The organism is Streptomyces sp. NPDC002835 (assembly GCF_053591995.1).
In genome coordinates, this window is record NZ_JBSFUW010000016.1 from 22,434 (window position 1) to 45,805 (window position 23,372).

Genomic DNA, 23,372 nt, shown 5'->3' on the forward strand with positions numbered 1-23,372 from the left:
TCTGGGAGCCCGTACGGGGAGGTGGCACGCAAGTATGGAGCAGCTGACGCAGCACGACCCGAGACGGATCGGTCCGTTCGAGGTGCTGGGCCGGCTCGGTGCCGGCGGCATGGGACTGGTCTATCTCGCGAGGTCGGCGTCCGGCCGCCGGGTCGCGATCAAGACCGTGCGAACCGAGCTCGCCGAGGACCAGCTGTTCCGCGTCCGCTTCACGCGCGAGGTGGAGGCGGCCCGCGCGGTCAGCGGCTTCTACACCGCCGCCGTGGTGGACGCCGACCCGCGGGCCGCCGTGCCGTGGCTGGCCACCGCGTACGTACCGGCGCCCTCCCTCGAGGAGGTCGTCAACGAGTGCGGGCCGCTGCCCGCGCAGGCGGTGCGGTGGCTCGCGGCGGGCATCGCCGAGGCCCTGCAGTCCATCCACGGCGCGGGCCTCGTCCACCGCGACCTCAAGCCGTCCAACGTGCTGGTCGTCGAGGACGGGCCCCGGGTCATCGACTTCGGCATCGCGTCCGGCGTCTCCAACACCCGGCTGACGATGACCAACGTCGCCGTCGGCACCCCCGCCTACATGTCGCCCGAGCAGGCGCGTGACTCCCGCAGCGTCACCGGCGCGAGCGACATCTTCTCGCTCGGCTCCACCCTCGTCTTCGCCGCCACCGGGCACGCCCCCTTCCACGGCGCGAACCCGGTGGAGACGGTCTTCATGCTGCTGCGCGAGGGGCCCGACCTGGAGGGGCTGCCCGACGAGCTGCGGCCGCTGATCGACTCCTGCATGCAGATGGAGGCCGCGCGGCGGCCCACGCCCGAGGACCTGCAGGCACAGCTCGCGCCGCACCTCTTCTCGTCCGGCGGCGACGACAGCGGCACCGCCTCCGCGTGGCTGCCCTCACGGGCCAACGCCATGATCGAGACCCGTCGCGGCGGCGGCCGCACCACGCCCGCGGCCCAGCGTCCCGCTCCCTCCCGGCCCGCGACCCCGCCGCCCGCCCCGCCGGCACCGCCGCAGGCGCCTCCGCCGCCGCCGGTCGCGCCCGACGGCGGTCCCGTACGGCTGCCCGGCTCCAACGTCCCCATCGGCCCCGGCCCACGGGTCGCGGACGCCGACCGCGCCGCGCTCGCCGAGGCCGCCCCCGCCACCGGCTGGATCCGCCCGCCCGGCGGGCTGAACGGCGCGGAGCCCGGCGCCGTGGCCACGGCCCCCGCGCCGGTCCCGCCGCCCGCGCACGCGCCGGACCCCGGGCCCGGTCACTGGCGGCCCTGGCGTTTCCGCATGTCGAACGACGTCTGGGGCACGCCGGTCGTCGACGGCGACCTGCTGTACGTCACCTCGTTCGAGGTCCACGCCCTCGACGTGGGCACGGGCCGCCGGCAGTTCAAGACCCGTGACGTGGCCTGGGCGATGGCCGTCGCCGCGGGCCGTATCCACGCCTCCGACGGGCCGACGCTGTACGCGCTGGACGCCACCAGCGGGAGCGAACGCTGGCGGCTCCAGACCGATGCCTGGGTGTACTCCCTCAAGGTCGACCGCGGCACGGTCCTCACCGGCACCCGCGGCGGCGGCGTACAGGCCTGGGAGGCATCCAACGGCGAGAAGCTGTGGGAGATCACCGGCGCCCAGACCGACTTCGAGACCCCCGAGGCCGGCCCCGCGATCTTCGGCGACACCGTGTACGTCTGGAAGGACGCGCGGCTGCGCGCCCTGGAGGCCCGGACCGGCGACGAGCGCTGGTCGTACCCGATCGGCGACGCGGCCTCGTGCGGGAACGTGCCCGTACGGGTCCAGCCGGCGCCCGACGGATACGCGTACGTCTCCGCGGGCACCCGCGTGCTCGCCTTCGACATCGCCTCCGGCCTGGTGCGCTGGCACTTCGAGGCCCCCGCCGTGTTCCTCTCCCCGCCGGCCTTCGCCCCCGGCCCCGCCGTGACCGGCGGCGGCGTGTACCTCGCCGACTACCTCGGCACGGTCTACGCCATCGACGCCACGACCGGCAAGGACCGCTGGCGCATCGCGACCGAGTCCCGCCAGTCCAGCGAGCCGGTCCTGGTCGCCGCGGGCAACGTCCACGTCGGCAGCGGCAGCGCGCTCTACACGCTCGACGCGGTGACCGGCACCCCGATGTGGCGCTTCGCCGCGGGCGGCGAGGTCGTCGGCGCCCCGGTCGTCGCGGACGGCCGCGTCCACTTCGGCTCCGCGGACCACGTGCTCTACACCCTCGACGCGAGCGGCGGCCAGCTCCGCTGGAAGCTCGCGACGGGCGGCGAGATCACGGGGTCGCCGGTGGCGCGGAACGGTGTGGTGTACGCGTGCAGCAAGGACCGGTGCGTGTACGCGCTGGACGCGGTGAAGGGCACGGCGACGGGCCGCGGCGCACGCTGACGCGGGGGCCGCGGCGCGGGGGCGTGTCCCCTACCCGCCCCTTCCCGCTGTACCGATGTGCGGCTCCGCCGCGTGGGGGGCAAGCCCCCGGACCCCGTACGGCCTTCGGCCGTGCCCTCAATCTCCCCCTACGGCCTGGCGGCCGTGGGTGGGGGCACCTCCCACGCCGCCAGGCGTAGGGGGAGTACCCCCAGGCCGGGCTGACTGTGTCAGCCCCGCCGGCGATTGAGGCGCGGGCCCGGGCAGAGCCCGGTTCGGGAAGGTGGGGGTCCCCCCACGGCCGCCAGGCCGCAGGGGGAGGGTAGGGGAACAGCCCGCCGCAGGCGCCACCGCCCCACCCACACGCCGACCACGCGGACCCGCGCGTTCCGGAACGCGTTCGCGGGGTACCCGACCCCCCGTCACAGCACCCCGCGGCTGACACAAGGAGGCCCGGCGATGATCCGCAACGTCATCGGTTCGATCCTCGCTCTCGTCGGAGCGACGGCCGCCGTATGGAGCCCCTTCCGTGACTGGTACGACGGCCGTCTCGGGCGCGACTACCGCATCCAGGACCTCTTCGGCGGCATCAGCCAGAACGAGGGCGCGCTCGTCACGTCCATCCTGCTCCCCATGGCGTTCGCCGCCCTCGTCACGCTGGTCGGGCTGCTGCTCAGGTCCAGGCTGCTGGTGATGCTCGCGGGCGTGATCGTGCTGGGGTTCACCATCCTGTGGATGGTCCGCCAGGGCCAGGCCGCGGGGAGTCTCACGGCCGGCGGTGACGGCGCCGGGCTCGGTCTGGGCGTGGCGCTCGCCTGCGGCGGCGGTGTGCTGCTCCTGCTGGCCGCCGCGCTGATGAGCGGCCGCACCGCGCTGCGGCGCAGGCGGGAGGAGCCGTACGACGACGAGCCCCCGGGCCATGCGCCCGCGGACGACTGGGGCCCGTACGACCAGGAGCCGAACCGCCCCCACCGGGACGCGGACACCGCGCCGTACCGGCAGCAGCCGTACGACGAGGGCCCGGAGCACGGCGCTCCGGCGCGGCACTCGAGGTTCAGGCGCCACTGACGTCGCGCCGCGAGATCCGGAAGATCCGGATCTCGCGGTCGACGCGCGCCTGGTAGGCCGCGTACGGCGGCCAGAAGCGTACGGCCGCCTGCCACGCCTCCGCCCGCGCCGCGCCCGTGAGGAGCTTCGCGCGGACGGGGATCGTCGTGCCCTGCCGGCTGACCTCCGCGTCGGGGTTGCGGAGCAGGTTCGCCGTCCAGGCGGGGTGGGTGGGCCGGCCGAAGTTGGAGCCGACGAGGAGCCAGCTGCCCTCCTCCTCCGGCACGCAGGCGAGCGGTGTGGACCTCGGCAGCCCGGTTCTCGCGCCGCGGACGGTGAGGACGAGGCCGGACAGCATCCGGGCGCTCGGCAGCACCTTTCCCCGGGTCAGGCGGTGGACCGCGCGGTCCAGCGCGGGGACGACGTGCGGCGCGACCTTCGCGAAGGCGCGGGTGGCGGAGACCTTCTGGATCAGGCGGAGGGCGGTGGGCATCAGGCCGCCGTCCCCTCGAAGAGCCCGGCCCGCTCGGCGGCGGCGTCCCGCAGCCGGTGCACGGGTCCGAACAGCGTTTCACCGGCGGCGGCCCGCTCGACGTACCGGTGCGCCCCGCCGTCGCGGGTGCCGCCGGTCAGCCGGACCGTCTCGCCCGCGACGGTCCGCAGCGCGTCCAGGCCCTGCGCGAGCGCCGACGGGCCGGCGGCCGGGTCCCAGGCCGCGTAGTACGCCGCGGAGCGGGCCGCCTGGACGTGGACGTACAGGTCGGCGAGCCGGTGCCGGACGGCCTCGCCGGCGGGGAGGTGCCCGGCGGCCCCGGACAGTACGCCGGCCGCCGCGCCAGCCGCCTCCGCCGCGAGCAGCGCGGCGACCGTGCGGCCGGCGGCGGCGAGGGCGCCGGGGACGTCGGCGCCGTCGTCGGCGCCGAGCAGTGCGGCGGGGCAGTCACGGAGCTGGAGCGCGGCCCGGGGCCGGGTGGGGTCGAGGGTGGTGAGCGGGGTGCGGGTCAGTCCGGGCGCGTCCGCGTCGAGCTGGAAGAGCAGGACGCGGCTGCGCGGGAAGCCGCCGGTGTGCGCGGCGACGAACAGCAGCCGCGCGCTGCGGCCGTCGAGGACGTCCGGCGCCTCCCCGTACAGCGTCCAGCCGTCGCCGCCGCGCCGGGCCTGGACGCCGCCGGCCCGGCCGCCGCCCGCCCAGGCGCCGGTGGTGTTGTCGCCGGTCAGGGCGAGCGCGTCGCCGAGGCCGCCGGGGACGGCGAGTGCGCAGGTGAGGGTGGTGTCCGCGATGCGCGGCAGGAGCGCGGCGCGCTGCTCGGGGGTGCCGAGGGCGAGGATCAGGGGTGCGGCGAGACCGGCCGTGGCGAGCAGCGGGGACGGCAGCAGGACCCGTCCGGCCTCCTCCGCGGCGACGGCGAGGTCGGCGAGGGGACGGCCCGCGCCCCCGTAGGCGGCGGGGAGCACGAGGCCGGGCAGGGCGAGCCGGGCCCACGTCTCCGGGTCGGGCCCATCGGCGCCCGGGCCGGTGAGCGACGCGCGCACCCTGCGGCGCACCTCGTCCTGCTCGGCGGTGAGGACGGCGTCCATCCGGGGCTCCTCTCCACAGCGACACGTGACCGGCGACGTGCGACACGCGACAAGCGAACTGACGCGCCGTCATGTTAGATCCGCCGGGCGCGGATGCCCAGACGTCTCCCGTACCCGCCGGCCATTACCTGATGTACCGTCAGTTTCATGCCCTCCACACCGCGCAAGGTCGCCGTCGTCGGCATATCCCTCTCGGACTGCGGCCGTGTCGACGGCCCCACCCCGTACGCACTGCACGCCCAGGCCGCCCGCCGGGCGCTCATCGACTCCGGCCTCGACCGCTCCCTGGTCGACGGCCTCTGCTCGGCCGGTCTCGGCACGCTCGCCCCGGTCGAGGTCGCCGAGTATCTGGGGCTGCGGCCGGTCTGGGTGGACTCCACGGCCGTCGGCGGGGCGACCTGGGAGGTCATGGCCGCCCACGCGGCCGACGCGATCGCCGCAGGTCACGCCAACGTCGTACTGCTGGTCTACGGGTCGACCGCCCGCGCGGACATCAGGGCGGGGCGGCGTACGTCCGGCCTCTCCTTCGGCGCCCGCGGGCCGCTCCAGTTCGAGGTGCCGTACGGCCACACGCTCGTCGCCAAGTACGCGATGGCCGCGCGCCGCCACATGCACGAGTACGGCACCACCCTCGAACAGCTCGCCCAGGTGGCGGTCCAGGCCCGGGGGAACGCCGCCGCCAACCCGGACGCCATGTTCCGCGACCCGATCACCGTCGCCGACGTGCTCGACGGGCCGCTGATCGCGGACCCGTTCACCAAGCTGCACTGCTGCGTCCGCAGCGACGGCGGCTGCGCGGTGCTGCTGGCGGCGGCGGAGTACGTACCGGACACCGCGAAGGCCCCGGTGTGGGTCCTCGGCACCGGCGAGCACGTCTCCCACACCACCATGTCGGAGTGGGACGACTTCACGCGCTCCCCGGCGGCGGTCAGCGGCCGGCTCGCGTTCGAGCGGGCCGGGGTGCGGCCCGGGGAGATCGACGTCGCGGAGATCTACGACGCCTTCACCTACATGACCCTGGTCACCCTGGAGGACCTGGGGTTCTGCGCCAAGGGCGAGGGCGGCGCGTTCGTGGAGCAGGGGCGGCTGCTGCGCGACGGCGAGCTGCCGGTGAATACCGACGGCGGCGGCCTCTCCGCCTGCCATCCGGGGATGCGCGGCCTGTTCCTGCTGGTCGAGGCGGTACGCCAGCTGCGGGGCGAGGCGGGCGGCCATCAGGTGCGGGCAGCGGACGGCCGGCTGCCCGAGCTGGCGGTCGCGTCGGGGACCGGGGGCTGGTTCTGCTCGTCGGGGACGGTGGTGCTGGGCCGGGGGTGAGCCGCCGCCACCGGGGCGCGGGATGTTCAATGCCTCCATGGACCACGAAGAGCGCGACCCTCAGGCCGCCTTCCGCGCACTGCTGCACGCGCAGCGGGTCTGGGACGTCCCGCTGCCCGCGTTCGACCCGGCGGGCGCGCCCGCCGAGCCGCTGCCGCTGTTCCACCGGTGGTTCGCCGAGGCCGTGGCCGCCGGGCAGCGCGAGCCGCACACCATGACCCTGGCCACGGTGGACGAGCAGGGCTGTCCCGACGCACGGATCGTGATGCTGCACGACGCGGACGAGCACGGCTGGCACTTCGCGACGCACGCCACGAGCGCCAAGGGCCGGCACCTGGCGGCCCGGCCGGAGGCGTCGCTCGTCTTCTACTGGGCCGCCCAGGGCCGCCAGATCAGGGTGCGCGGCCGGGTGAGCGCCGCGCCGCCCGAGGAGAGCCGGGCGGACCTGGCCGTCCGTTCGACGGGGGCGCTCGCGGCGGCGCTGACCGGCCGGCAGAGCGAGGTGCTGCCGTCGGTGGACGCGCTGGCCCGTGCCTCCGAGGCCGCGTGGGAGCGGGCGCGGTCGGAGCCGGACGCACCGGTGCCGTCGTGGACGCGGTACGTGGTGGAGCCGCGCGAGGCCGAGTTCTTCCAGGGTGACGAGCGGCGCCGGCATCTGCGGCTCCGCTACCGGCGGACGGCGGGCGGCGCGTGGGAGCGGGAACTGCTCTGGCCGTGACGGGGGCGGCGTACGGGCCGGAGGACGGGCGTCACGCGGGGCGGAAGACGGGCACGGTCACGCCGTCCTCCCCCGTACGGAAGGCGGCCGTCAGTTCCATCCCCACGGCCAGCCGCTCCGGTGCGCAGTCCACGACCTCGGTCATCATCCGGGGCCCTTCCGCCAGTTCGACGAGGGCCGCCGTGTACGGGACGCGGTCGCGGTGTGGCGGCAGGTCGTTGCGGTGGACGACGGACCAGGTGTAGAGCGTCGCCCGGCCGCTCGCCCGTTCCCAGCCGGCGTTCTCGCTCCAGCAGTGCGGGCAGAACTCGCGCGGATAGTGGTGCGGCCGCCCGCAGTCGGCGCAGCGGCGGATCAGCAGGACGCCCGCGGCTGCCGCGTCCCAGTAGGGGCGGGTGAAGTCGTCGATGTCGGGGGTCGCCGGGGTGGCGTCGGCCCGCGGACCCCGGCCGGTCACAGGAAGAGTCCGAGCGCGTGGTCGAGCGACCAGGTCTGCCAGGACATGGCGAAGAGGGCGACGAGCGATATCAGGGCCATCATGGCGTTCTGCCCCTGCTCGGCCCAGTCGTGGATCATCAGGACCAGATAGAGGACGTTGAGCAGCAGCCCGCCCGCCAGCGCGATCGGTGTGAGGAATCCGGTGACGAGCCCGAGGCCGAGGGCGAGTTCGGCGTGGACGACCACGTAGGCCATGACCCTGGGCCGGGGCGCCACGACCTTCTCGAAGCCGGTGCGGACGGGCCGCCAGCGGTGTTCCGCGGCGACGCCGGCCGCCCAGGCGATGCCCGTCCCGCGCTCGAACCAGCCCTTCCTGTCCTTGTGACGCCAGCTCTCCAGCCACCACAGGCCGAGGCCGATACGCAGGACGGCGGCCCATTCGGCGCCGGTGAGCCAGAGCGTCTGCATGATCGCCTCGCATTCCTGACGGTACGTCAGTTTCGGCGCGTACAGGCGCCCCGCGCAAGGGGGCGGGGCGCCGGGGTGCACGCAAGGTGTCCGGGTCGTGACCGATTCGCAACCGAACCCGGCCTTGACTGAGACCCATCAATTCGGTGGGTCATTACGCTTTCACTCATGGCCGCCGAAAAGGACACGCACAGATACTCGGGCACCCACCGGACGAACGACCGTCCCGTGTACGTCGTCGGCGGCGGCCCGGGCGGTCTCGCCGCGGCGGCCGCCCTGCGCCAACGGGGCGTGCGGGCCGTCGTACTGGAGAAGTCCGAGGCGGTCGGCGCCTCCTGGCGGCGCCACTACGACCGGCTCCATCTGCACACCACCCGCAGTCTCTCCGCCCTTCCGGGCCTGCCGATGCCGCGCTCGTTCGGCCGGTGGGTCTCGCGCGACGACGTCGTCCGCTACCTGGAGAAGTACGCGGAGTTCCACGAGCTGGAGATCGTCACCGGCGTCGAGGTGTCCCGCATCGAAGCGGCCGGGAGCGACTGGCTGCTGCACGCCACCGGCGGCCGGGAGCTGACCGGCCGGGCGGTCGTGGTGGCCACCGGCTACAACCACACACCGCACCTGCCCAACTGGCCGGGCCGCGAGACGTACGGCGGCGAGCTGCTGCACGCCCGCGACTACCGCGAGCCCGCCCCGTACGCGGGCAAGGACGTCCTCGTCGTCGGGGTGGGCAACACCGGCGCCGAGATAGCCGTCGACCTGGTCGAGGGCGGGGCGGCGCGGGTACGGCTCGCGGTGCGCACCGTCCCGCACATCGTGCGCCGCTCCACGGCCGGCTGGCCCGCACAGCGCACCGGCATCCTGGTCCGTCGGCTGCCGGTGCGGATGGTGGACGCGGCCGGGGGCCTCATGTCCCGGATCGCCGTGCCGGACCTGGCCGAACACGGGCTGCCGCGCCCCGACACAGGGCTGTACTCCCGCGTACGGCAGGGCGCGATCCCGGTGCAGGACGTGGGCCTGATCGACGCCGTCCGCACGGGCCGGGTCGAGCCGGTCGCGGCTCTGGAGTCGTTGGACGACGGCAAGGTCGTACTGGCGGACGGCAGCCGGATCTCCCCGGACGCCGTGATCGCCGCGACCGGGTACCGGCGGGCGCTGGAAGGCATGGTCGGGCATCTCGACGTGCTGGACGAGCGCGGCCGGCCCGTGGTCCACGGCGGTCGGACGCCCCGGCAGGCGCCCGGGCTCTACTTCACCGGCTTCACCAATCCGATCAGCGGCATGCTGCGCGAGATGGCTATCGACGCGCGCAAGATCGCGAAAGCGTTGTCGTAGCACCGGCTCCCGGACTCCCCGGCCGGGCGGGCGGGCATTGCGTGTGCGGCACCTGTTCCTGACTTTCCGCCGGTTCGCTAATCTGACTGTGCGTCAGTTAAGTGGCCGGCAGCTCGGCCATCGAGCAGGAGCGGAGACCAGCGATGCTCGGATCGACTCACGGCACACTCACCTCCGACCTTCGCGCGCGCGTCGTCGCCTGCGGCGATCAGCCCAGAAACTCGGTCCACGAGGCAGCCGGACCCGCCGCCCTCGCCGGAGACCTCGACGTCGGCGGCCGTCCGCTGCACGCGCCCGTACCCGACCTGGACCGGTTCTTCCACCCCTCCTCCGTCGCCGTCGTCGGCGCCTCTGACACGGAGGGCCGGCCGAACACCGGCGTCACCCGGCAGCTCGTTGACTGGGCCGCCCGCGTCGGCGCGCGTCTGCACCCGGTGCACCCCACCCGTACGAGCGTCTTCGGCCTGCCCTGCGTACCGTCCGTGGCCGACCTGCCGGAACCCGTCGACCTCGCCGTGCTGCTGGTCGCCGACCCGCTGCCGGTGATCGAGCAACTCGGCGAGGCGAAGGTGCGGTTCGCCGTCGCCTTCGCCTCCGGTTACGCGGAGACCGGCGAGGAGGGCGCCGCCGCCCAGGCGCGGCTGGCGGCCGCCGTGGAGCGTTCCGGTGTCCGGCTGCTCGGGCCCAACACCAATCTGAACGCCTTCGAGAGGTTCCGCGACGACCTCGAAGGGCCCGCGATCGCCCTCGTCACCCAGTCCGGTCACCAGGGCCGGCCCCTCTTCACCCTCCAGGAGCTGGGCATCCGGCTCTCCCACTGGGCGCCCACCGGCAACGAGGCCGACCTCGAGACCGCCGACTTCGTCTCGTACTTCGCCGAGCGCCCCGAGGTCGGGGCCATCGCCTGCTACGTGGAGGGCCTGAAGAACGGCCGCTCCTTCCTGCTCGCCGCCGACCGGGCGGCCCGCCGGGGGGTGCCGGTCGTCGCCGTCAAGGTGGGCCGCACCGAGACCGGGGCGCGTACGGCCGCCTCGCACACCGGCAAACTCACCGGCAGCGACCAGGTGGTGGACGCGGCGATGCGGCAGTTCGGCGTGATCCGCGTCGACGGTCTCGACGAACTCCAGGACACCGCGGCCCTGCTGGCCCGGGCGCGCCGCCCGGTCGCCGACGGGGTGGCCGTGTACTCGATCTCCGGCGGTACGGGGGCGCACTTCGCGGACCTGGCGACCGCGGCGGGCCTGCGGCTGCCGCGGCTCGGCGACGCCCGGCAGGACGAACTGCACCAGTGGATACCGCCGTATCTGAACGTCTCGAACCCGATCGACAACGGCGGCCACCCGGTGGGCGATGCACGCGGCCGCCGGATCATCGACTCGATCCTGGCCGACCCGGAGATCGGCGTGCTGATCTGCCCGATCACCGGCCCCTTCCCGCCGATGAGCGACCGGCTCGCCCAGGACCTGGTCGACGCGGCGGAGACCACCGACAAGCTGGTGTGCGTGGTGTGGGGCTCGCCGCTCGGCACCGAGTCCGCCTACCGCGACACACTGCTCGGCTCCTCCCGCGTCGCCACCTTCCGCACCTTCGCCAACTGCATCACGGCGGTGCGCGCCCATCTGTCCCACCACCGCTTCACGGCCCGCTACCGCTCCCCCTTCGACGATGCCCCGCGCACCCCGTCCCCGTCCTTCCGCAAGGCGCAGGCCCTGATGCAGCCGGGCCGGCAGCTCAGCGAGCACGCGGCGAAAAGCCTGCTGCGCGCGTACGGGATCCGGGTGCCGCGCGAGCAGCTCGTCACCAGCGCGGCCGCGGCGGTACGGGCGGCGGCGCTGGTCGGCTACCCGGTCGTGATGAAGGCCTCCGCGCCGCAGCTCGCGCACAAGACGGAGCTGGGGCTGGTCAGGGTCGGCCTCACCTCCGCGAGCCAGGTGCGCGACACCTACCGCGAACTCACCGACATCGCCCGCTACGAGGGCGTCGACCTCGACGGCGTCCTGGTGTGCCAGATGGTCGAGCGGGGCGTGGAGATGGTCGTCGGGGTCGCCCAGGACGAGCTGTTCGGCCCGACCGTGACGGTGGGGCTCGGCGGCGTCCTGGTCGAAGTGCTGCACGACACCGCCGTACGCGTCCCGCCCTTCGGCGAGGACCAGGCCCGGGACATGCTCGGCGAGCTGCGCGGCCGCGCCCTGCTGGACGGGGTGCGGGGCGGGCCGCCGGTGGACGTGGACGCGCTGGTCGAAGTCGTCCTGCGGGTCCAGCGGATGGCGCTGGAGCTCGGCGACCAGCTCTCCGAACTGGACGTCAACCCGCTGATGGTGCTGCCGCGCGGACAGGGCGCGGTGGCGCTGGACGCGCTGGCGGTGTGCCGGTGACGCCGGGCGTCCTGCACCGGACCGACGGGGCGGTCTCCTGGATCACCCTCGACCGGCCCGAGGTGATGAACGCGGTGACGCCGGACCAGCGGGAGCGGATCATCGCCCTGCTCGCCGCCGCGTCGTCGGACCCCGCGATCCGCGCGGTCGTCGTCACCGCCACCGGGCGGGGCTTCTGCGCGGGCGCCGACCTGCGCGGCGCCCCTTCGGGCGCGCCGGCCCCGGGTGACGTCGCCCGTACGATCCGGCTCGGCGCGCAGCGGCTGATCGGGGCCGTACTGGACTGTGAGAAGCCCGTCATCGCCGCGGTCAACGGCACGGCGGCCGGCATCGGCGCGCACCTGGCCTTCGCCTGCGACCTGGTTCTCGCGGCGGAGGGCGCGCGCTTCATCGAGGTGTTCGTACGCCGGGGCCTCGTGCCCGACGGCGGCGGCGCGTACCTGCTGCCCCGGCTGGTCGGCCCGCAGCGCGCCAAGGAGCTGATGTTCTTCGGCGACGCGCTCTCCGCCGAGGACGCGGCACGCCTGGGCCTGGTCAACCGGGTCGTCCCCGCGGCCGACCTCGAGCAGACGGCCCACACCTGGTCCAACCGCCTGGCCACGGGCCCGACCCGCGCCCTGGCCCTGACCAAGCACCTGATCAACGCCTCCCTGGACGCGGACCGCGCGACATCGTTCGCGACGGAGGCCGCGTCCCAGGAGCTCAACATGGCGACCCACGACGCCGGGGAGGGCGTGACGGCGTTCCTGGAACGCCGCGCGCCGCGCTTCGAGGGGCGGTGAGGGGGCCGGCCCGGAGCCGTAACCGCCGCCCCGTAACCGCCGCGCCCCGTGAACCGCGCTTGTGGGTTACCTTCTGACGCTCCGTCAGGTTCAATGGGCGGCGTGATGGGACACGCAGCCATGGCCGCCACCGCCGTCCGGTATCTCCGGTCCGTCGGGGGGTCCGTCGACGCCGAGGTGTACGAAGCGTTGCCGGTGCGCGCGTTGCGGGCCGTCGGGGAGGGCGAGCGGCCGGCCGTCGGGGGCGGGGAGTTCCGGCGGGTGCTGGGGCACTTCGCGAGTGGGGTGACCGTCGTGACGGCGGTCGACGCCGACGGGCCGGCCGGGTTCGCGTGCCAGTCGTTCGCGTCGCTGTCGCTCGAACCGCCGCTCGTGGTCTTCATGGTGGGGCGCACGTCCACGACGTGGCCACGGATCGCCCGCGCCGGGCGGTTCTGTGTGAACGTGCTCGGCGAGGAACAGGGCGGGCTGTGCCGGGGGTTCGCCGTCAGCGGGGCGGACAAGTTCGCCGGGGTGGCGTACCGGGCGGCGCCCGTGACCGGGGCGCCGCTGCTGGACGGGGTGGCGGCCTGGATCGACTGCACCGTTCAGGCGGTGCACACCGGCGGCGACCATCTGATCGTGGTCGGCCGGGTCGAGGCGCTGGACGCGGACGAGGAGCGCGCGCCGCTGCTGTTCCACCGGGGGCGGTTCGGGCGCGTCGCGGGGCTCGACGTCTGAATCCCGCCAGCGGCGGCGCGGCCCGTCGCGGAGGCTGGGCCCATGACCACGACACACGAGACACGGGCCATCTCCCCGGACGTACTGAAGCAGTTGCGCGAGCGCGACGACGCCGGGCACACCCGGCAGCCGTTCACCGACCCGGAGGGCGGCGCACCGCTGCGCTGCTGTCTGCGGCGCAGCGAGGCCGGTGAGCCCATCGTCCTCGTCTCGTACGCGCCGCTGCGCCGCTGGGCGGCCGAGACCGGCGCGGAGCCCGGTCCGTACGAGGAGTGCGGGCCGGTCTTCATCCACGCGCAGGAGTGCGCCGGCCGGACGTCCGGGCCCGGCTACCCCACCGACCTCCACGGCGCCCGGCGGGTGTTGCGCGCGTACGGCTCCGACGGGCACATCCTCGGCGGGACGCTCGTCGAGGTCCCCCGGGAGCGCGCCGGGGAGGTGGACGCCGCCCTGCGGGACGTGTTCGCGGACCCGGCGGTGGCGCTGGTGCACGTCCGCGCCGTCGAACACGGGTGCTTCATGGCCGAGGTCCGGCGCACGGAGCCGGCCTGATCCGGACCCCCACGCCCAGGCTCAGGCGGGCTTCGGCAGCGGCCTGCGGCGGATGACCAGGGCCATCAGGGCCGCCGCCGCGCACAGGGCGCCGGAGGCGTACCAGACCACGTCGTACGAGCCGAAGACGTCGCGGGCGACGCCGCCGGCGAAGGCGACGACGGCCGCGCCGACCTGGTGGGAGGCGAGGACCCAGCCGAAGACGATCGCGCTGTCGTCGCCGTAGTGCTCGCGGCACAGGGCGATCGTCGGCGGGACGGTGGCGACCCAGTCGAGGCCGTAGAAGACGATGAAGAAGATCATCGGCGGCTGGACGGTCGGCGCGAGCAGCATCGGCAGGAAGAGCAGCGAGACGCCGCGCAGCGCGTAGTAGACGGCGAGCAGGCGGCGCGCCTCGAAGCGGTCGGTGAACCAGCCGGACGCGATCGTGCCGACGACGTCGAAGACGCCGATCACGGCGAGCAGTGACGCGGCCGCGGTGATGGGCATGCCGTGGTCGTGGGCGGCCGGTACGAAGTGGGTCTTCACGAGGCCGTTCGTGGAGGCGCCGCAGATCGCGAAGGTGCCGGCGAGGAGCCAGAACGGGCCGGTGCGGGCCGCCCGGAAGAGGACCTGCACCGCCCTGCGCGCCGCTCCCGGCACCGGGTCCGGCTTGGGCGTGAAGCCTTCCGCGCCGTACGCGGCGATGCCCACGTCCGCCGGGTGGTCGCGCAGCAGCAGCCAGACGAACGGGACGACGGCGAGCGCGGAGAGCGAGACGGTGATCGCGGCGGGCCGCCACTCGTGGTTCTCGACCAGCCAGGACAGCAGCGGCAGGAAGACGAGCTGGCCGGAGGCCCCGGCCGCGGTGAGGATGCCGGTGACCAGGCCGCGGCGCTTGACGAACCACCGGTTGGTGACGGTGGCCGCGAAGGCGAGCGCCATCGAGCCGGAGCCGAGACCGACGAGGACGCCCCAGTAGAGGACGAACTGCCAGGGCGCGGTCATCCACACGGTGAGCACCGAGCCCGCCGCGATCACGGTGAGCGCGACGGCGACGACGCGGCGGATGCCGTACCGGTCCATCAGGGCCGCCGCGAAGGGCGCGGTCAGTCCGTACAGCGCCAGGTTCACGGAGACGGCGAAGCCGATCGTGCCGCGCGACCAGTCGAACTCCGAGTGCAGCGGCTCGATCAGCAGGCCCGGCAGGGACGCGAAGGCCGCGGCGCCGATGATCGTCACGAAGGTGACGGCGGCGACGTACCAGGCTCGGTGGATGCGGGGCGGTCGGCGCAGTGGCTGCTCGGAGCCGGGGTGCGGGGCGGTTGTCTGGGTCACGTCGCCCAGCTTCCGGTTCCGTGCCGGCCACAGCGAGTGGCCCGTGGGACAGCGTTCGATAGGATCGGGCCATGACGGAGACCGGACGGCATCGCGTGGTGGTCCTGGCCCTGACCGGGCTGCTCCCCTTCGAGCTGGGCATCCCGCACCGGATCTTCGGCCGCGCCGAAGCCGCCGACGGCAGCCCGCTGTACGAGACCGTCACCTGCGGTCTCGCCGCGGGTCCGGTGCGGACGGACGCGGACTTCGCCGTCACCGTCGAGCACGGCCCGCGGATCCTGGCCACGGCGGACACGGTCGTCGTCCCCGCCTCGTACGAGCTCGGACCGGTCTACGCGGAGGGCCGCCTCACCGACGAGCTGGCCGCCGCCCTCGCGTACATCCGGCCCGGCACCCGGATGGTGTCCATCTGCACGGGCGGGTACGTGCTGGCCGCCGCCGGATATCTGGACGGGCGCCCCGCCACCACCCACTGGTCGTGCGCCGAGCACTTCCAGCGGCTCTTCCCGTCCGTCGCGGTCGACACGGACGTGCTCTTCATCGACGACGGCGACGTGCTGACCTCGGCGGGGGTCGCCGCCGGGATCGACCTGTGCCTGCACATCGTGCGCCGCGACCACGGCGCGGCCGTCGCCAACGAGGTCGCCCGCCGGACCGTCGTACCGCCGCACCGCGACGGCGGGCAGGCCCAGTTCATCCACCGGCCCGTCCCCGAACCGCAGATGGCGACGACCACGGCCTCCAGGGCCTGGGCGCTCGCCCGGCTCCACGAGCCGCTGCAACTGCGGGACCTGGCCGACCAGGAGTCGATGTCGGTACGGACCTTCACGCGGCGCTTCCGCGAGGAGGTCGGCATCAGTCCCGGGCAGTGGCTGACCCAGCAGCGGGTGGAACGGGCCCGGCACCTGCTGGAGTCCACGGACCTGTCCATCGACCAGGTGGCCACGGACGCCGGTTTCGGCACGGCCCAGTCGATGCGCCAGCACCTCCAGGCGGCGCTCGGCGTCCCGCCGACGGTGTACCGGCGGACGTTCCGGGCGCGGGACCGTCGGGCAGGCTGAGTGCGCGCCGAGGACTGACGGGCAGCAGCCGAGGGGCTGACGCCGGTCAGAACGTGAGCACGCCGCGCGCCACCCGGCCGTGCCGGGCGTCGTCCGCCGCCTTGGCGAAGTCCTCCACGGGGTAGGTGGCGGTGACCAGTTCGTCGAGGAGGAGCAGGCCCCGCCGGTACAGGTCGGCGTAGAGGGCGATGTCGTGCTGCGGACGGGAGGAGCCGTAGCGGCAGCCGAGGACCGACTTGTCCAGGAAGAGGGACGCGGGCAGGAACGCGGCCTGCGCCGACGGGGACGTCATGCCCAGCAGGACCGCCTGGCCGCGGCGGTCGAGCAGGCCGATCGCCGCGCGGATCAGCGCGGTGCTGCCGACGCACTCGAAGACGTGGTCCGCCCCGGTGGGAAGCACCTCCCGTACGCCGTCGAGGGAGGCCAGGAAGTCCGTGGCGCCGAACCGCCGTGCCGCGACCTCCTTCGCCGGGTTGGTGTCGACGGCGACGATCGCCGACGCGCCCGCGATCCGCGCCCCTTGGAGGACGTTGAGGCCGACGCCGCCGGTGCCGATGACGACGACGGTGTCTCCTCGCTCCACCCTGGCGCGGTTCAGTACGGCGCCGACGCCGGTCAGGACCGCGCAGCCGATCAGCGCGGCGGAGGTGAGGGGGACGTCGGCGGGGATCCTCACGGCCTGCACGGCCTTGACGACCGTCCGCTCGGCGAAGGCCGAGTTGGCGGCGAACTGGAACACGGGGCCGCCCGCGCGGGAGAAGGGGCGGCCGGGGCGGCCGATGGCCCGGCGGCACATCGTGGGGCGGCCCCGGTCGCAGTCGGCGCAGGCGCCGCAGTTGGCGAGGGTGGACAGCGAGACGTGGTCGCCGGGGGCGACATGGCCCACGCCCGGGCCGACCGCCGCGACGACGCCCGCGCCCTCGTGGCCGAGGACGACCGGCACGGGGAAGGGGATCGTGCCGTCGAGGACGGAGAGGTCGCTGTGGCACAGGCCGGCGGCGGCGATCTCGACCAGGACCTCGCCCGGGCCGGGGGCGCGTATCTCCAGGTCGTCGACGACCCGGACCTGCTCCCCGTCGAACACGACACCTCTCACCGCGGCTCCTTCGGCCGGCCGGGCGTCCGCCCGGTGATGACGATGTGGCGACGGACCTCGCACGGGCCGTCACGCGGTCCGAGCTGCTCGCCCGGCCCAAACTGTCGGCGCGCGGCCCGTACCGGGTCACGCGTTCCGAGCGGCCGGCGCGCTTCACGCGTTGGGCCGGGTGCCGCGCCGGGCCGCGGCCGACATGGCCTCCAGCTGCGCCAGCAGCGGCATGGGGTCGGTGCCGACCGTGCCCGGCAGGAAGTCGGCGATACGGTCCGGGGTCCAGGGCCCCTCGGCGTAGGCGGCGCGCAGTTCCCTCGGCTGGGCCCAGACCGCGATCTTGGGGCCGGCGATCGTGTAGACCTGCCCGGTGATCCTCTCGGCGCGGGCGCGGTCCGAGAGCAGATAGACGACCAGAGCGGCGACGTCCTCGGGTTCGCCGATCTCCTTGAGCTCCATGGGAACGCCTGCGGACATGCGGGTACGGGCGACGGGGGCCACCGCGTTCGCGGTGACGCCGTACTTGTGCAGCCCGAGCGCCGCGCTGCGGACGAGGGAGATGATCCCGCCCTTCGCCGCCGAGTAGTTGGCCTGCGAGACGGACCCCTGGTGGTTGCCGCTGGTGAAACCGATCAGGGTACCGGAGCCCTGGGCCCGCATCACCGCGGACGCGGCGCGGAAGACGGTGAAGGTGCCCTTGAGGTGGGTGGCGAGGACGGCATCCCACTCGTCCTCGGCCATGTTGAACAGCATCCGTTCGCGCAGGATACCGGCGACGCACACGGCCCCGTCCAGGCGTCCGTACTCGGCGAGCGCCACGTCCACGAGGCGCCGGCCGCCCGCCATGGTGGCGATGTCGTCGGCCACGGCGACCGCCGTGCCGCCGGCCGCCTCGATCTCCTTGACGACGGCGTCGGCGACCTCGGAGGTGGGTGAGGCGCCGTCGACCGAGACGCCGAGGTCGCCCACGACGACGCTCGCGCCCTCGGCGGCGCAGGCCAGCGCGACCGCCCGTCCGATGCCGCGGCCGGCTCCGGTCACGGCGACGGCCTTGCCTGCCAAGAAGTTCCCCACGACCGGCCCCTTCCCGTACTTTCTGACGGACCGTTAGATTCTGGGGAGTCGGACGCACGAACACAAGCCCCGGGGAGGGCCCATGTCACTGCCGGCCGCGTTCCACGACATCGCGAAGCGCGTCAACAACTGGGGGCGCTGGGGCGGCGACGACGAGATCGGCACGCTGAACCTGATCGACGACGAGGTGGTGACGGGCGCGGTCGCCGAGGTGCGCAGCGGTGTGCGGGTGCCTCTCGCGCTGCCGCTGCGGCAGGGCGGGGTGCAGACCGGCGTCATCCCGGGCCGGATCGACCCGCTGCACACGATGGTGCAGATCAACCAGGAGCTCTTCGGGCCCGGCACCGTCGCGACCAGCGACGACACGGTGACGATGGGCCTCCAGGCCGCCACCCACTGGGACGCCCTGACCCACGCCTCGCACTCGGGCCGCCTCTACAACGGGCGCCCGGCGGACACCGTCACCCCGCACGAGGGCGCCCGCTTCAGCGGCATCGAGAAGGCCCCGCCCGTCGTCTCCCGCGGCGTGCTGCTGGACGTGGCCCGCGCGAAGGGGCTCGACCGGCTGCCCGGCGACCACGCCGTCACACCGGAGGACCTGGACGAGGCGGCCGCCTGCGGGCGCGTCACCGTACGCGGCGGCGACATCGTCCTCGTACGGACGGGACAGATACGGCTCCTGCTGGGCGGCGACCGGCACGGCTACGGGTTTCCGTCGCCCGGTCTGTCGGTGCGCACGCCCGAGTGGTTCCACGCCCGGGACGTCGCCGCCGTCGCGAACGACACGCTCACCTTCGAGATCTTCCCGCCGGAGATCGACGACCTCTGGCTGCCGGTGCACGCGCTGCACCTCGTGGAGATGGGCATGTTGCAGGGCCAGAACTGGAATCTGGAAAAGTTGTCCACAGCCTGTGCACAGACGGGCCGGTACGCGTTCCTGCTCTCCGCGATGCCGGAGCCGTTCGTCGGCGCCACCGGCACACCCGTCGCACCGGTGGCCGTGCTGTAGGGCAGCAGCCAGGCTCAGGCCCCGCGCGCGACGACAGGGGGCCGGCTCAGGCCCCGCGCGCCACCACGGGTGCGCCGGTCAGCCGGGGCGCGCCCGCGGGCAGACCGCGGTCCACCTCGCACCAGATGGACTTGCCGGCGCCCTCGCGCTGCCAGCCCCAGCGGTCCGCGAGCCCGTCGACGAGCTCGAGGCCGCGGCCGCCGGTGTCCTCGCCGCGCGCGCGGCGGGGGCGCGGCGGGCAGGCGCTGACGTCGACGACCTCGACCCGGACCGTCCCGGCCTCGGCGCCGCCGCCGCCGAAGAGCATCCGCAGCACCGCCGGACAGCCGGTGTGCACCACGGCGTTGGTCACCAGCTCCGAGATCAGCAGGATCAATGTCTCGGCCAGCCGCTCGTCGTCGCCCACCGGGGACTTGACGAGCCGCGCCCTTGCCCATCTGCGGGCCCGCCCCACTTCCGAGGGGTCCGACCCGATCTCCAACTGCACCTGAAGCACCTGCACCGCTCACACCACCCGAACCGGCGGACACATAGCCTCGCGCCTCACAGCCATAACGGAATGTGATTCCCTTACAGCACAGCTTGATTGACTTACAGTCACCGCTACAAGCGCTTCAGGCATATTCCAGCGCGAAGGAGTACGCGTGGTGCATACTGTGCGACGCACTCCGCGACGAGTCGAACACAGTGCCGCAGAACGCATTCGCACAGGCCGAACAGCGCGCATCGACGGGTGCGGGACCGCCGTACCGGCGGCACCGTGAGACCCCGTCATCGCAGCGACTCGCATCCAACGGAGCGTACCGGAGTGGCGCGCCGACTCCGCCCTGTGACGAGTCGCCCGGAGGACACAACCCGATATCGACGCAACGTGACGATTCAGAGCGCTGAGGCCAAGGCTTGCGCGCTCATCTCCTCGGCCTGCGACGTCGTCAGCCACATCCGGCCGCGCAGCAGGGCGCGTTTGAGATGGAGGTGGACATCCGCCTCCCAGGTGAAGCCCGTTCCGCCGAACACCTGCAGACAGTCCCGGGCGTTGCGCACCGCCGCGTCGTCGGCCAGCAGTTTGGCCCCCGCGGCCTGCGCCGGGCCGGGGACGACGGCCGCCGCGTAGACGGCGGCGCGGGCGATCTCCGTACGTACCAGCATCTCGGCACACAGCTGCTGAACGGCCTGGAACGCGCCGACGGGCCGCCCGAACTGGACCCGGAGCTGCGCATGGCGCACCGCCTCCTCGGTGGTGCGGGCGGCGCTGCCCAGCTGCTCGGCGGCGGTGAGCAGTACCGCGGGGACGGAGAGAACCGCGGACGGCGGCGGGTGCGGGAGCCGGTGCAGCGGCGTGAGCGGGTCGAGGGACCGCACGGCGGCCGCCTCCCGCACCTGAACGACAGCCGGTGTTTCCCCGAGGGTCACGACGGCGTCGGCGTCCTCGAAGTGCTGTACGAGGGAGGCGAGTTGGTGCACGCAGGTGACGACCGCCGTGCCGTCCGCCGCCCCCGGCACGGTCCCCGCCGCCAGCTGGGTCGCCACCAGCGGCCCCGGCAGCAGCGCCCGGCCCGCCTCCTCGAAGAGCAGCGCCGCCTCCGGCAGCCCCAGTCCGACGCCGCCTTCGCTCTCCGGCAGCCGCAGCGCGAAGAACCCGGCCCGGCCCAGCTCGCGCCAGAGCTCCCGGTCGACCCTGCCCCCACGGTCGACGGCGGCCCGCAGCGCCTCGCGCCCGAAGCGGCCGGCGAGCAGCTTTCGGAACGCGCCGCGCAGCGCCCGCTGGTCGTCGGTGAGTCGGAAGTCCATCAGTGTCCCCTGGGCAGGCCGAGGATGCGCTCGGCGACGATGTTCCGCTGGATCTGCGAGGTGCCGGCGGCGATCGTGTACGAGAGGGAGGACAGCCGCTGCACGGTCCACGGCCGTGCCAGGTCGAACGCGTCCGGTCCGAGGACCTCGGCGGCCGCGTCGTACAGCTCCTGCCGGGCGTGCGAGTAGCGGAGCTTGAAAACGGACCCGCCGGCGCCGGGGACACTGCCGGTCGCGGCCGCCTCGCTGACGTTCCACTGGACGAGCCGCCACAGCGCCGTGAACTCGGCGTGCAGCCGCCCCAGTCTGCGACGGACGACCGGATCGTCCCAAGTGCCGTTGGCGCGCGCCTCGGCGGCCACCTCCGCGAGGGTGCGGCGGCAGGCGACGACCTCGCCGGCGAAGGCGGTGCCGCGCTCGAAGGAGAGCGTGACCATGGTGACGCGCCAGCCGTCGCTCTCCTCCCCCACCCGGCAGCCGGCGGGCACCCGTACCTCGTCGAGGAACACCTCGGCGAACTCGGCGGACCCGGCGAGGGTGCGCAGCGGCCGTACGGTGACGCCGGGCGCGTCCATCGGCATCGCGAGCCAGGTGATGCCGCGGTGCCGGGGGGCGGCGGGGTCGGTGCGGACGAGGAGTTCGCACCAGTCGGCGACCTCGGCGTGGGAGGTCCAGATCTTCTGCCCCGTCACGACGTACGCGTCGCCGTCGCGGACCGCCTTGGTGCGCAGCGAGGCGAGGTCGGAGCCGGCGTCCGGTTCGCTGAAGCCCTGGCACCAGATCTCGTCACCGCGCAGGATCGGGCCGAGCCAGCGTTCCCGCTGCTCGAGGGTGCCTTCGGCGGCGATGGTCGGCCCGGCGTGCAGCAGGCCGACGAAGTTGGCGCCGACGTACGGCGCTCCGGCCCGCTCCGTCTCCTCCAGGAAGATCAGCCGCAGCGTCGGGGAGGCGTCCCAGTGCACGTTCCCGTACCCGGCGTCGTACAGCGCCCGCTGCCAGGCGGTGTCGTACGCGCGCCGCGCCGGCCAGTCGTCGGGCGGCGGCTGCGGGGGCAGCTCGGGCAGGGCGGCGGCCAGCCAGTCGCGCAGCCGGGCCCGGTACTCCTCCTCGGCGTCCGTGTACGCCAGGTCCACTACGCGTCCAGGTCCAGGCCGAGCATGCGGATGGCGTTGCCGCGCATCAGCTTGTGGACGGTCTCGTCGTCGAGGTCCTTCACATGGTCGAGGGCGACCTCCTTGGTGTGCGGGAAGGTCGAGTCGACGTGCGGATAGTCGGTCTCGAAGGTGGCGTTGTCGCGGCCGACGGCGTCGAGCGAGGCGACGCCGTGCTTGTCGCGGAAGAAGCAGCAGAAGATCTGCCGGTAGTAGTACGTGGACGGCGGTTCGGGGATCAGATCGCGCACCCCGCCCCAGGCCCGGTGCTCCTCCCACACGTCGTCGGCGCGCTCCAGGGCGTACGGGATCCACCCCATCTGCCCCTCGCTGTAGGCGAGGGTGAGCCGGGGGAAGCGGACGAGGACGCCGCTGAAGAGGAAGTCGGTCATCGACGCCATGGCGTTGTTGAACGACAGCGCGGCCTGCACGGCGGGCGGCGCGTCCGGGGAGGCGGCGGGCATCTGGGACGACGAGCCGATGTGCATGTTGACGACCGTGCCGGTCTCCTGGCAGACGGCGAAGAGCGGGTCCCAGTAGCCGGAGTGGATCGACGGCAGGCCGAGGTGGGTGGGGATCTCGGAGAAGGTGACGGCGCGCACGCCCCGCGCGGCGTTCCGGCGGATCTCGGCGACGGCGAGCGCGACGTCCCACAGCGGCACGATGCACAGCGGGACGAGCCGGCCGCCGCTGTCGCCGCACCACTCCTCGACCATCCAGTCGTTGTAGGCGCGTACGCAGGCGAGCGCGACCTCCTTGTCGTGGGCCTCGGCGAAGGTCTGGCCGCAGAAGCGCGGGAAGGTCGGGAAGCACAGGGACGCCTCGACGTGGTTCAGGTCCATGTCCTTGAGGCGTTCCACCGGGTCCCAGCAGCCGGGCCGCATCTCGGCGCGGGTGATGCCCTCGAGGGTCATGTCGTCGCGGTCGAAGCCGACTGCGGCGATGTTGCGTTTGTACGGGAACCTCAGGTCCTCGTAGACCCACCAGTCGGCGGGCGGCCCGTCGGGGTCCATGGTGATCCGGTACTTGCCGCCGACGTAGGCGAGCTCCCCGATGCCGGTGGTCAGCGGCTTGGGGCCGCGGTCGCGGTACTTGGCGGGGAGCCAGGTCTCGAAGAGGTGCGCCGGTTCGATGACGTGGTCGTCGACGCTGACGATCCGGGGCAGTTCCTTTTCCATCGGGACCATCCTTCTGACGGC

At 74.0% G+C, this 23,372-nt stretch carries 22 protein-coding genes; 11 read left to right on the forward strand and 11 right to left on the reverse strand.

Going from position 1 to position 23,372, the window contains the following annotated elements; all coding sequences use genetic code 11:
• Nucleotides 1-34: 34 nt before the first annotated feature.
• Together ACWD01_RS19090 and ACWD01_RS19095 are read left to right on the forward strand one after the other, a co-directional pair.
• Nucleotides 35-2,377: an outer membrane protein assembly factor BamB family protein gene (locus ACWD01_RS19090; protein WP_451163253.1), complete on the forward strand. Its 2,343-nt coding sequence runs from the start codon at nucleotides 35-37 to the stop codon at nucleotides 2,375-2,377.
• Nucleotides 2,378-2,815: 438 nt separating this feature from the next.
• Nucleotides 2,816-3,424 (forward strand): hypothetical protein, encoded by a 609-nt coding sequence (locus ACWD01_RS19095; protein ID WP_451163255.1) that lies wholly within the window; start codon nucleotides 2,816-2,818, stop codon nucleotides 3,422-3,424.
• Here the strand turns inward: ACWD01_RS19095 and ACWD01_RS19100 are convergent.
• Together ACWD01_RS19100 and ACWD01_RS19105 are read right to left on the reverse strand one after the other, a co-directional pair.
• The gene (locus tag ACWD01_RS19100) at nucleotides 3,411-3,896 is read right to left on the reverse strand and encodes a nitroreductase/quinone reductase family protein (protein WP_451163257.1); all 486 of its coding nucleotides are present in this window, start codon (nucleotides 3,894-3,896) and stop codon (nucleotides 3,411-3,413) included. The two genes, ACWD01_RS19095 and ACWD01_RS19100, sit on opposite strands and share 14 nt — an antisense overlap.
• Nucleotides 3,896-4,981: an acyl-CoA dehydrogenase family protein gene (locus tag ACWD01_RS19105; protein WP_451163259.1), complete on the reverse strand. Its 1,086-nt coding sequence runs from the start codon at nucleotides 4,979-4,981 to the stop codon at nucleotides 3,896-3,898. Before ACWD01_RS19105 ends, ACWD01_RS19100 begins: the two co-directional genes overlap by 1 nt.
• A 147-nt stretch (nucleotides 4,982-5,128) precedes the next feature.
• Between ACWD01_RS19105 and ACWD01_RS19110 the strand changes: the two genes are divergently transcribed.
• Both ACWD01_RS19110 and ACWD01_RS19115 read left to right on the forward strand, forming a co-directional pair.
• Nucleotides 5,129-6,298, forward strand: a complete 1,170-nt coding sequence (locus ACWD01_RS19110; RefSeq protein WP_451163261.1) for a thiolase C-terminal domain-containing protein — start codon at nucleotides 5,129-5,131, stop codon at nucleotides 6,296-6,298.
• A 37-nt stretch (nucleotides 6,299-6,335) separates the two neighbouring features.
• On the forward strand, nucleotides 6,336-7,016 hold the full coding sequence (locus ACWD01_RS19115; protein WP_451163263.1) for a pyridoxine/pyridoxamine 5'-phosphate oxidase: 681 nt from the start codon (nucleotides 6,336-6,338) through the stop codon (nucleotides 7,014-7,016).
• Nucleotides 7,017-7,047: 31 nt separating this feature from the next.
• Here ACWD01_RS19115 and ACWD01_RS19120 read toward each other — a convergent pair whose 3' ends face one another.
• Both ACWD01_RS19120 and ACWD01_RS19125 read right to left on the reverse strand, forming a co-directional pair.
• Entirely contained in the window at nucleotides 7,048-7,473 is a 426-nt protein-coding gene (locus ACWD01_RS19120; protein ID WP_451163265.1) for a Zn-ribbon domain-containing OB-fold protein, read from the reverse strand.
• Nucleotides 7,470-7,922 (reverse strand): DoxX family protein, encoded by a 453-nt coding sequence (locus tag ACWD01_RS19125; RefSeq protein ID WP_451163267.1) that lies wholly within the window; start codon nucleotides 7,920-7,922, stop codon nucleotides 7,470-7,472. Before ACWD01_RS19125 ends, ACWD01_RS19120 begins: the two co-directional genes overlap by 4 nt.
• Nucleotides 7,923-8,090: 168 nt before the next feature.
• On the opposite strand from ACWD01_RS19125, the gene ACWD01_RS19130 reads away from it, so the two are divergent.
• The 5 genes from ACWD01_RS19130 to ACWD01_RS19150 all read left to right on the forward strand — a co-directional run bounded on the left by ACWD01_RS19130 (nucleotide 8,091) and on the right by ACWD01_RS19150 (nucleotide 13,683).
• The gene (locus tag ACWD01_RS19130; RefSeq protein ID WP_451163269.1) at nucleotides 8,091-9,254 is read left to right on the forward strand and encodes a flavin-containing monooxygenase; all 1,164 of its coding nucleotides are present in this window, start codon (nucleotides 8,091-8,093) and stop codon (nucleotides 9,252-9,254) included.
• Between the two features lie 143 nt (nucleotides 9,255-9,397).
• On the forward strand, nucleotides 9,398-11,629 hold the full coding sequence (locus tag ACWD01_RS19135; RefSeq protein ID WP_451163271.1) for an acetate--CoA ligase family protein: 2,232 nt from the start codon (nucleotides 9,398-9,400) through the stop codon (nucleotides 11,627-11,629).
• The gene (locus ACWD01_RS19140; RefSeq protein WP_451163273.1) at nucleotides 11,620-12,411 is read left to right on the forward strand and encodes an enoyl-CoA hydratase/isomerase family protein; all 792 of its coding nucleotides are present in this window, start codon (nucleotides 11,620-11,622) and stop codon (nucleotides 12,409-12,411) included. Before ACWD01_RS19135 ends, ACWD01_RS19140 begins: the two co-directional genes overlap by 10 nt.
• 120 nt (nucleotides 12,412-12,531) lie before the next feature.
• Nucleotides 12,532-13,131, forward strand: coding sequence for a flavin reductase family protein (locus tag ACWD01_RS19145; RefSeq protein ID WP_451163481.1), 600 nt, complete (start codon nucleotides 12,532-12,534; stop codon nucleotides 13,129-13,131).
• Nucleotides 13,132-13,173: 42 nt separating this feature from the next.
• Nucleotides 13,174-13,683 (forward strand): DUF1203 domain-containing protein, encoded by a 510-nt coding sequence (locus ACWD01_RS19150; protein WP_451163275.1) that lies wholly within the window; start codon nucleotides 13,174-13,176, stop codon nucleotides 13,681-13,683.
• A gap of 21 nt (nucleotides 13,684-13,704) precedes the next feature.
• Here the strand turns inward: ACWD01_RS19150 and ACWD01_RS19155 are convergent, their stop codons facing one another.
• Complete coding sequence (locus ACWD01_RS19155) at nucleotides 13,705-15,000, reverse strand: MFS transporter (protein ID WP_451163277.1); 1,296 nt, start codon at nucleotides 14,998-15,000, stop codon at nucleotides 13,705-13,707.
• Between the two features lie 71 nt (nucleotides 15,001-15,071).
• Between ACWD01_RS19155 and ACWD01_RS19160 the strand changes: the two genes are divergently transcribed.
• Entirely contained in the window at nucleotides 15,072-16,061 is a 990-nt protein-coding gene (locus ACWD01_RS19160) for a GlxA family transcriptional regulator (protein WP_451163279.1), read from the forward strand.
• Between the two features lie 46 nt (nucleotides 16,062-16,107).
• Here ACWD01_RS19160 and ACWD01_RS19165 read toward each other — a convergent pair whose 3' ends face one another.
• A complete protein-coding gene (locus ACWD01_RS19165) occupies nucleotides 16,108-17,157 on the reverse strand; it encodes an alcohol dehydrogenase catalytic domain-containing protein (protein WP_451163281.1) in 1,050 nt (349 codons plus the stop codon).
• A gap of 153 nt (nucleotides 17,158-17,310) precedes the next feature.
• Nucleotides 17,311-18,222 carry an SDR family oxidoreductase gene (locus ACWD01_RS19170; RefSeq protein ID WP_451163283.1) on the reverse strand — a complete coding sequence of 304 codons (912 nt, stop codon included), beginning with the start codon at nucleotides 18,220-18,222 and terminating at the stop codon, nucleotides 17,311-17,313.
• 82 nt (nucleotides 18,223-18,304) lie between these two features.
• Here ACWD01_RS19170 and ACWD01_RS19175 point away from each other — a divergent pair, with 82 nt between their 5' ends.
• Complete coding sequence (locus tag ACWD01_RS19175) at nucleotides 18,305-19,231, forward strand: cyclase family protein (RefSeq protein WP_451163285.1); 927 nt, start codon at nucleotides 18,305-18,307, stop codon at nucleotides 19,229-19,231.
• A gap of 46 nt (nucleotides 19,232-19,277) precedes the next feature.
• Here ACWD01_RS19175 and ACWD01_RS19180 read toward each other — a convergent pair whose 3' ends face one another.
• The 4 genes from ACWD01_RS19180 to ACWD01_RS19195 form a co-directional block, all read right to left on the reverse strand.
• On the reverse strand, nucleotides 19,278-19,733 hold the full coding sequence (locus ACWD01_RS19180; RefSeq protein ID WP_451163287.1) for an ATP-binding protein: 456 nt from the start codon (nucleotides 19,731-19,733) through the stop codon (nucleotides 19,278-19,280).
• A 377-nt stretch (nucleotides 19,734-20,110) separates the two neighbouring features.
• Entirely contained in the window at nucleotides 20,111-21,022 is a 912-nt protein-coding gene (locus ACWD01_RS19185; protein ID WP_451163289.1) for an acyl-CoA dehydrogenase family protein, read from the reverse strand.
• The gene (locus ACWD01_RS19190) at nucleotides 21,022-22,155 is read right to left on the reverse strand and encodes an acyl-CoA dehydrogenase family protein (protein WP_451163291.1); all 1,134 of its coding nucleotides are present in this window, start codon (nucleotides 22,153-22,155) and stop codon (nucleotides 21,022-21,024) included. Before ACWD01_RS19190 ends, ACWD01_RS19185 begins: the two co-directional genes overlap by 1 nt.
• Entirely contained in the window at nucleotides 22,155-23,351 is a 1,197-nt protein-coding gene (locus tag ACWD01_RS19195) for an amidohydrolase family protein (RefSeq protein ID WP_451163293.1), read from the reverse strand. Before ACWD01_RS19195 ends, ACWD01_RS19190 begins: the two co-directional genes overlap by 1 nt.
• Nucleotides 23,352-23,372 lie beyond the last annotated feature (21 nt).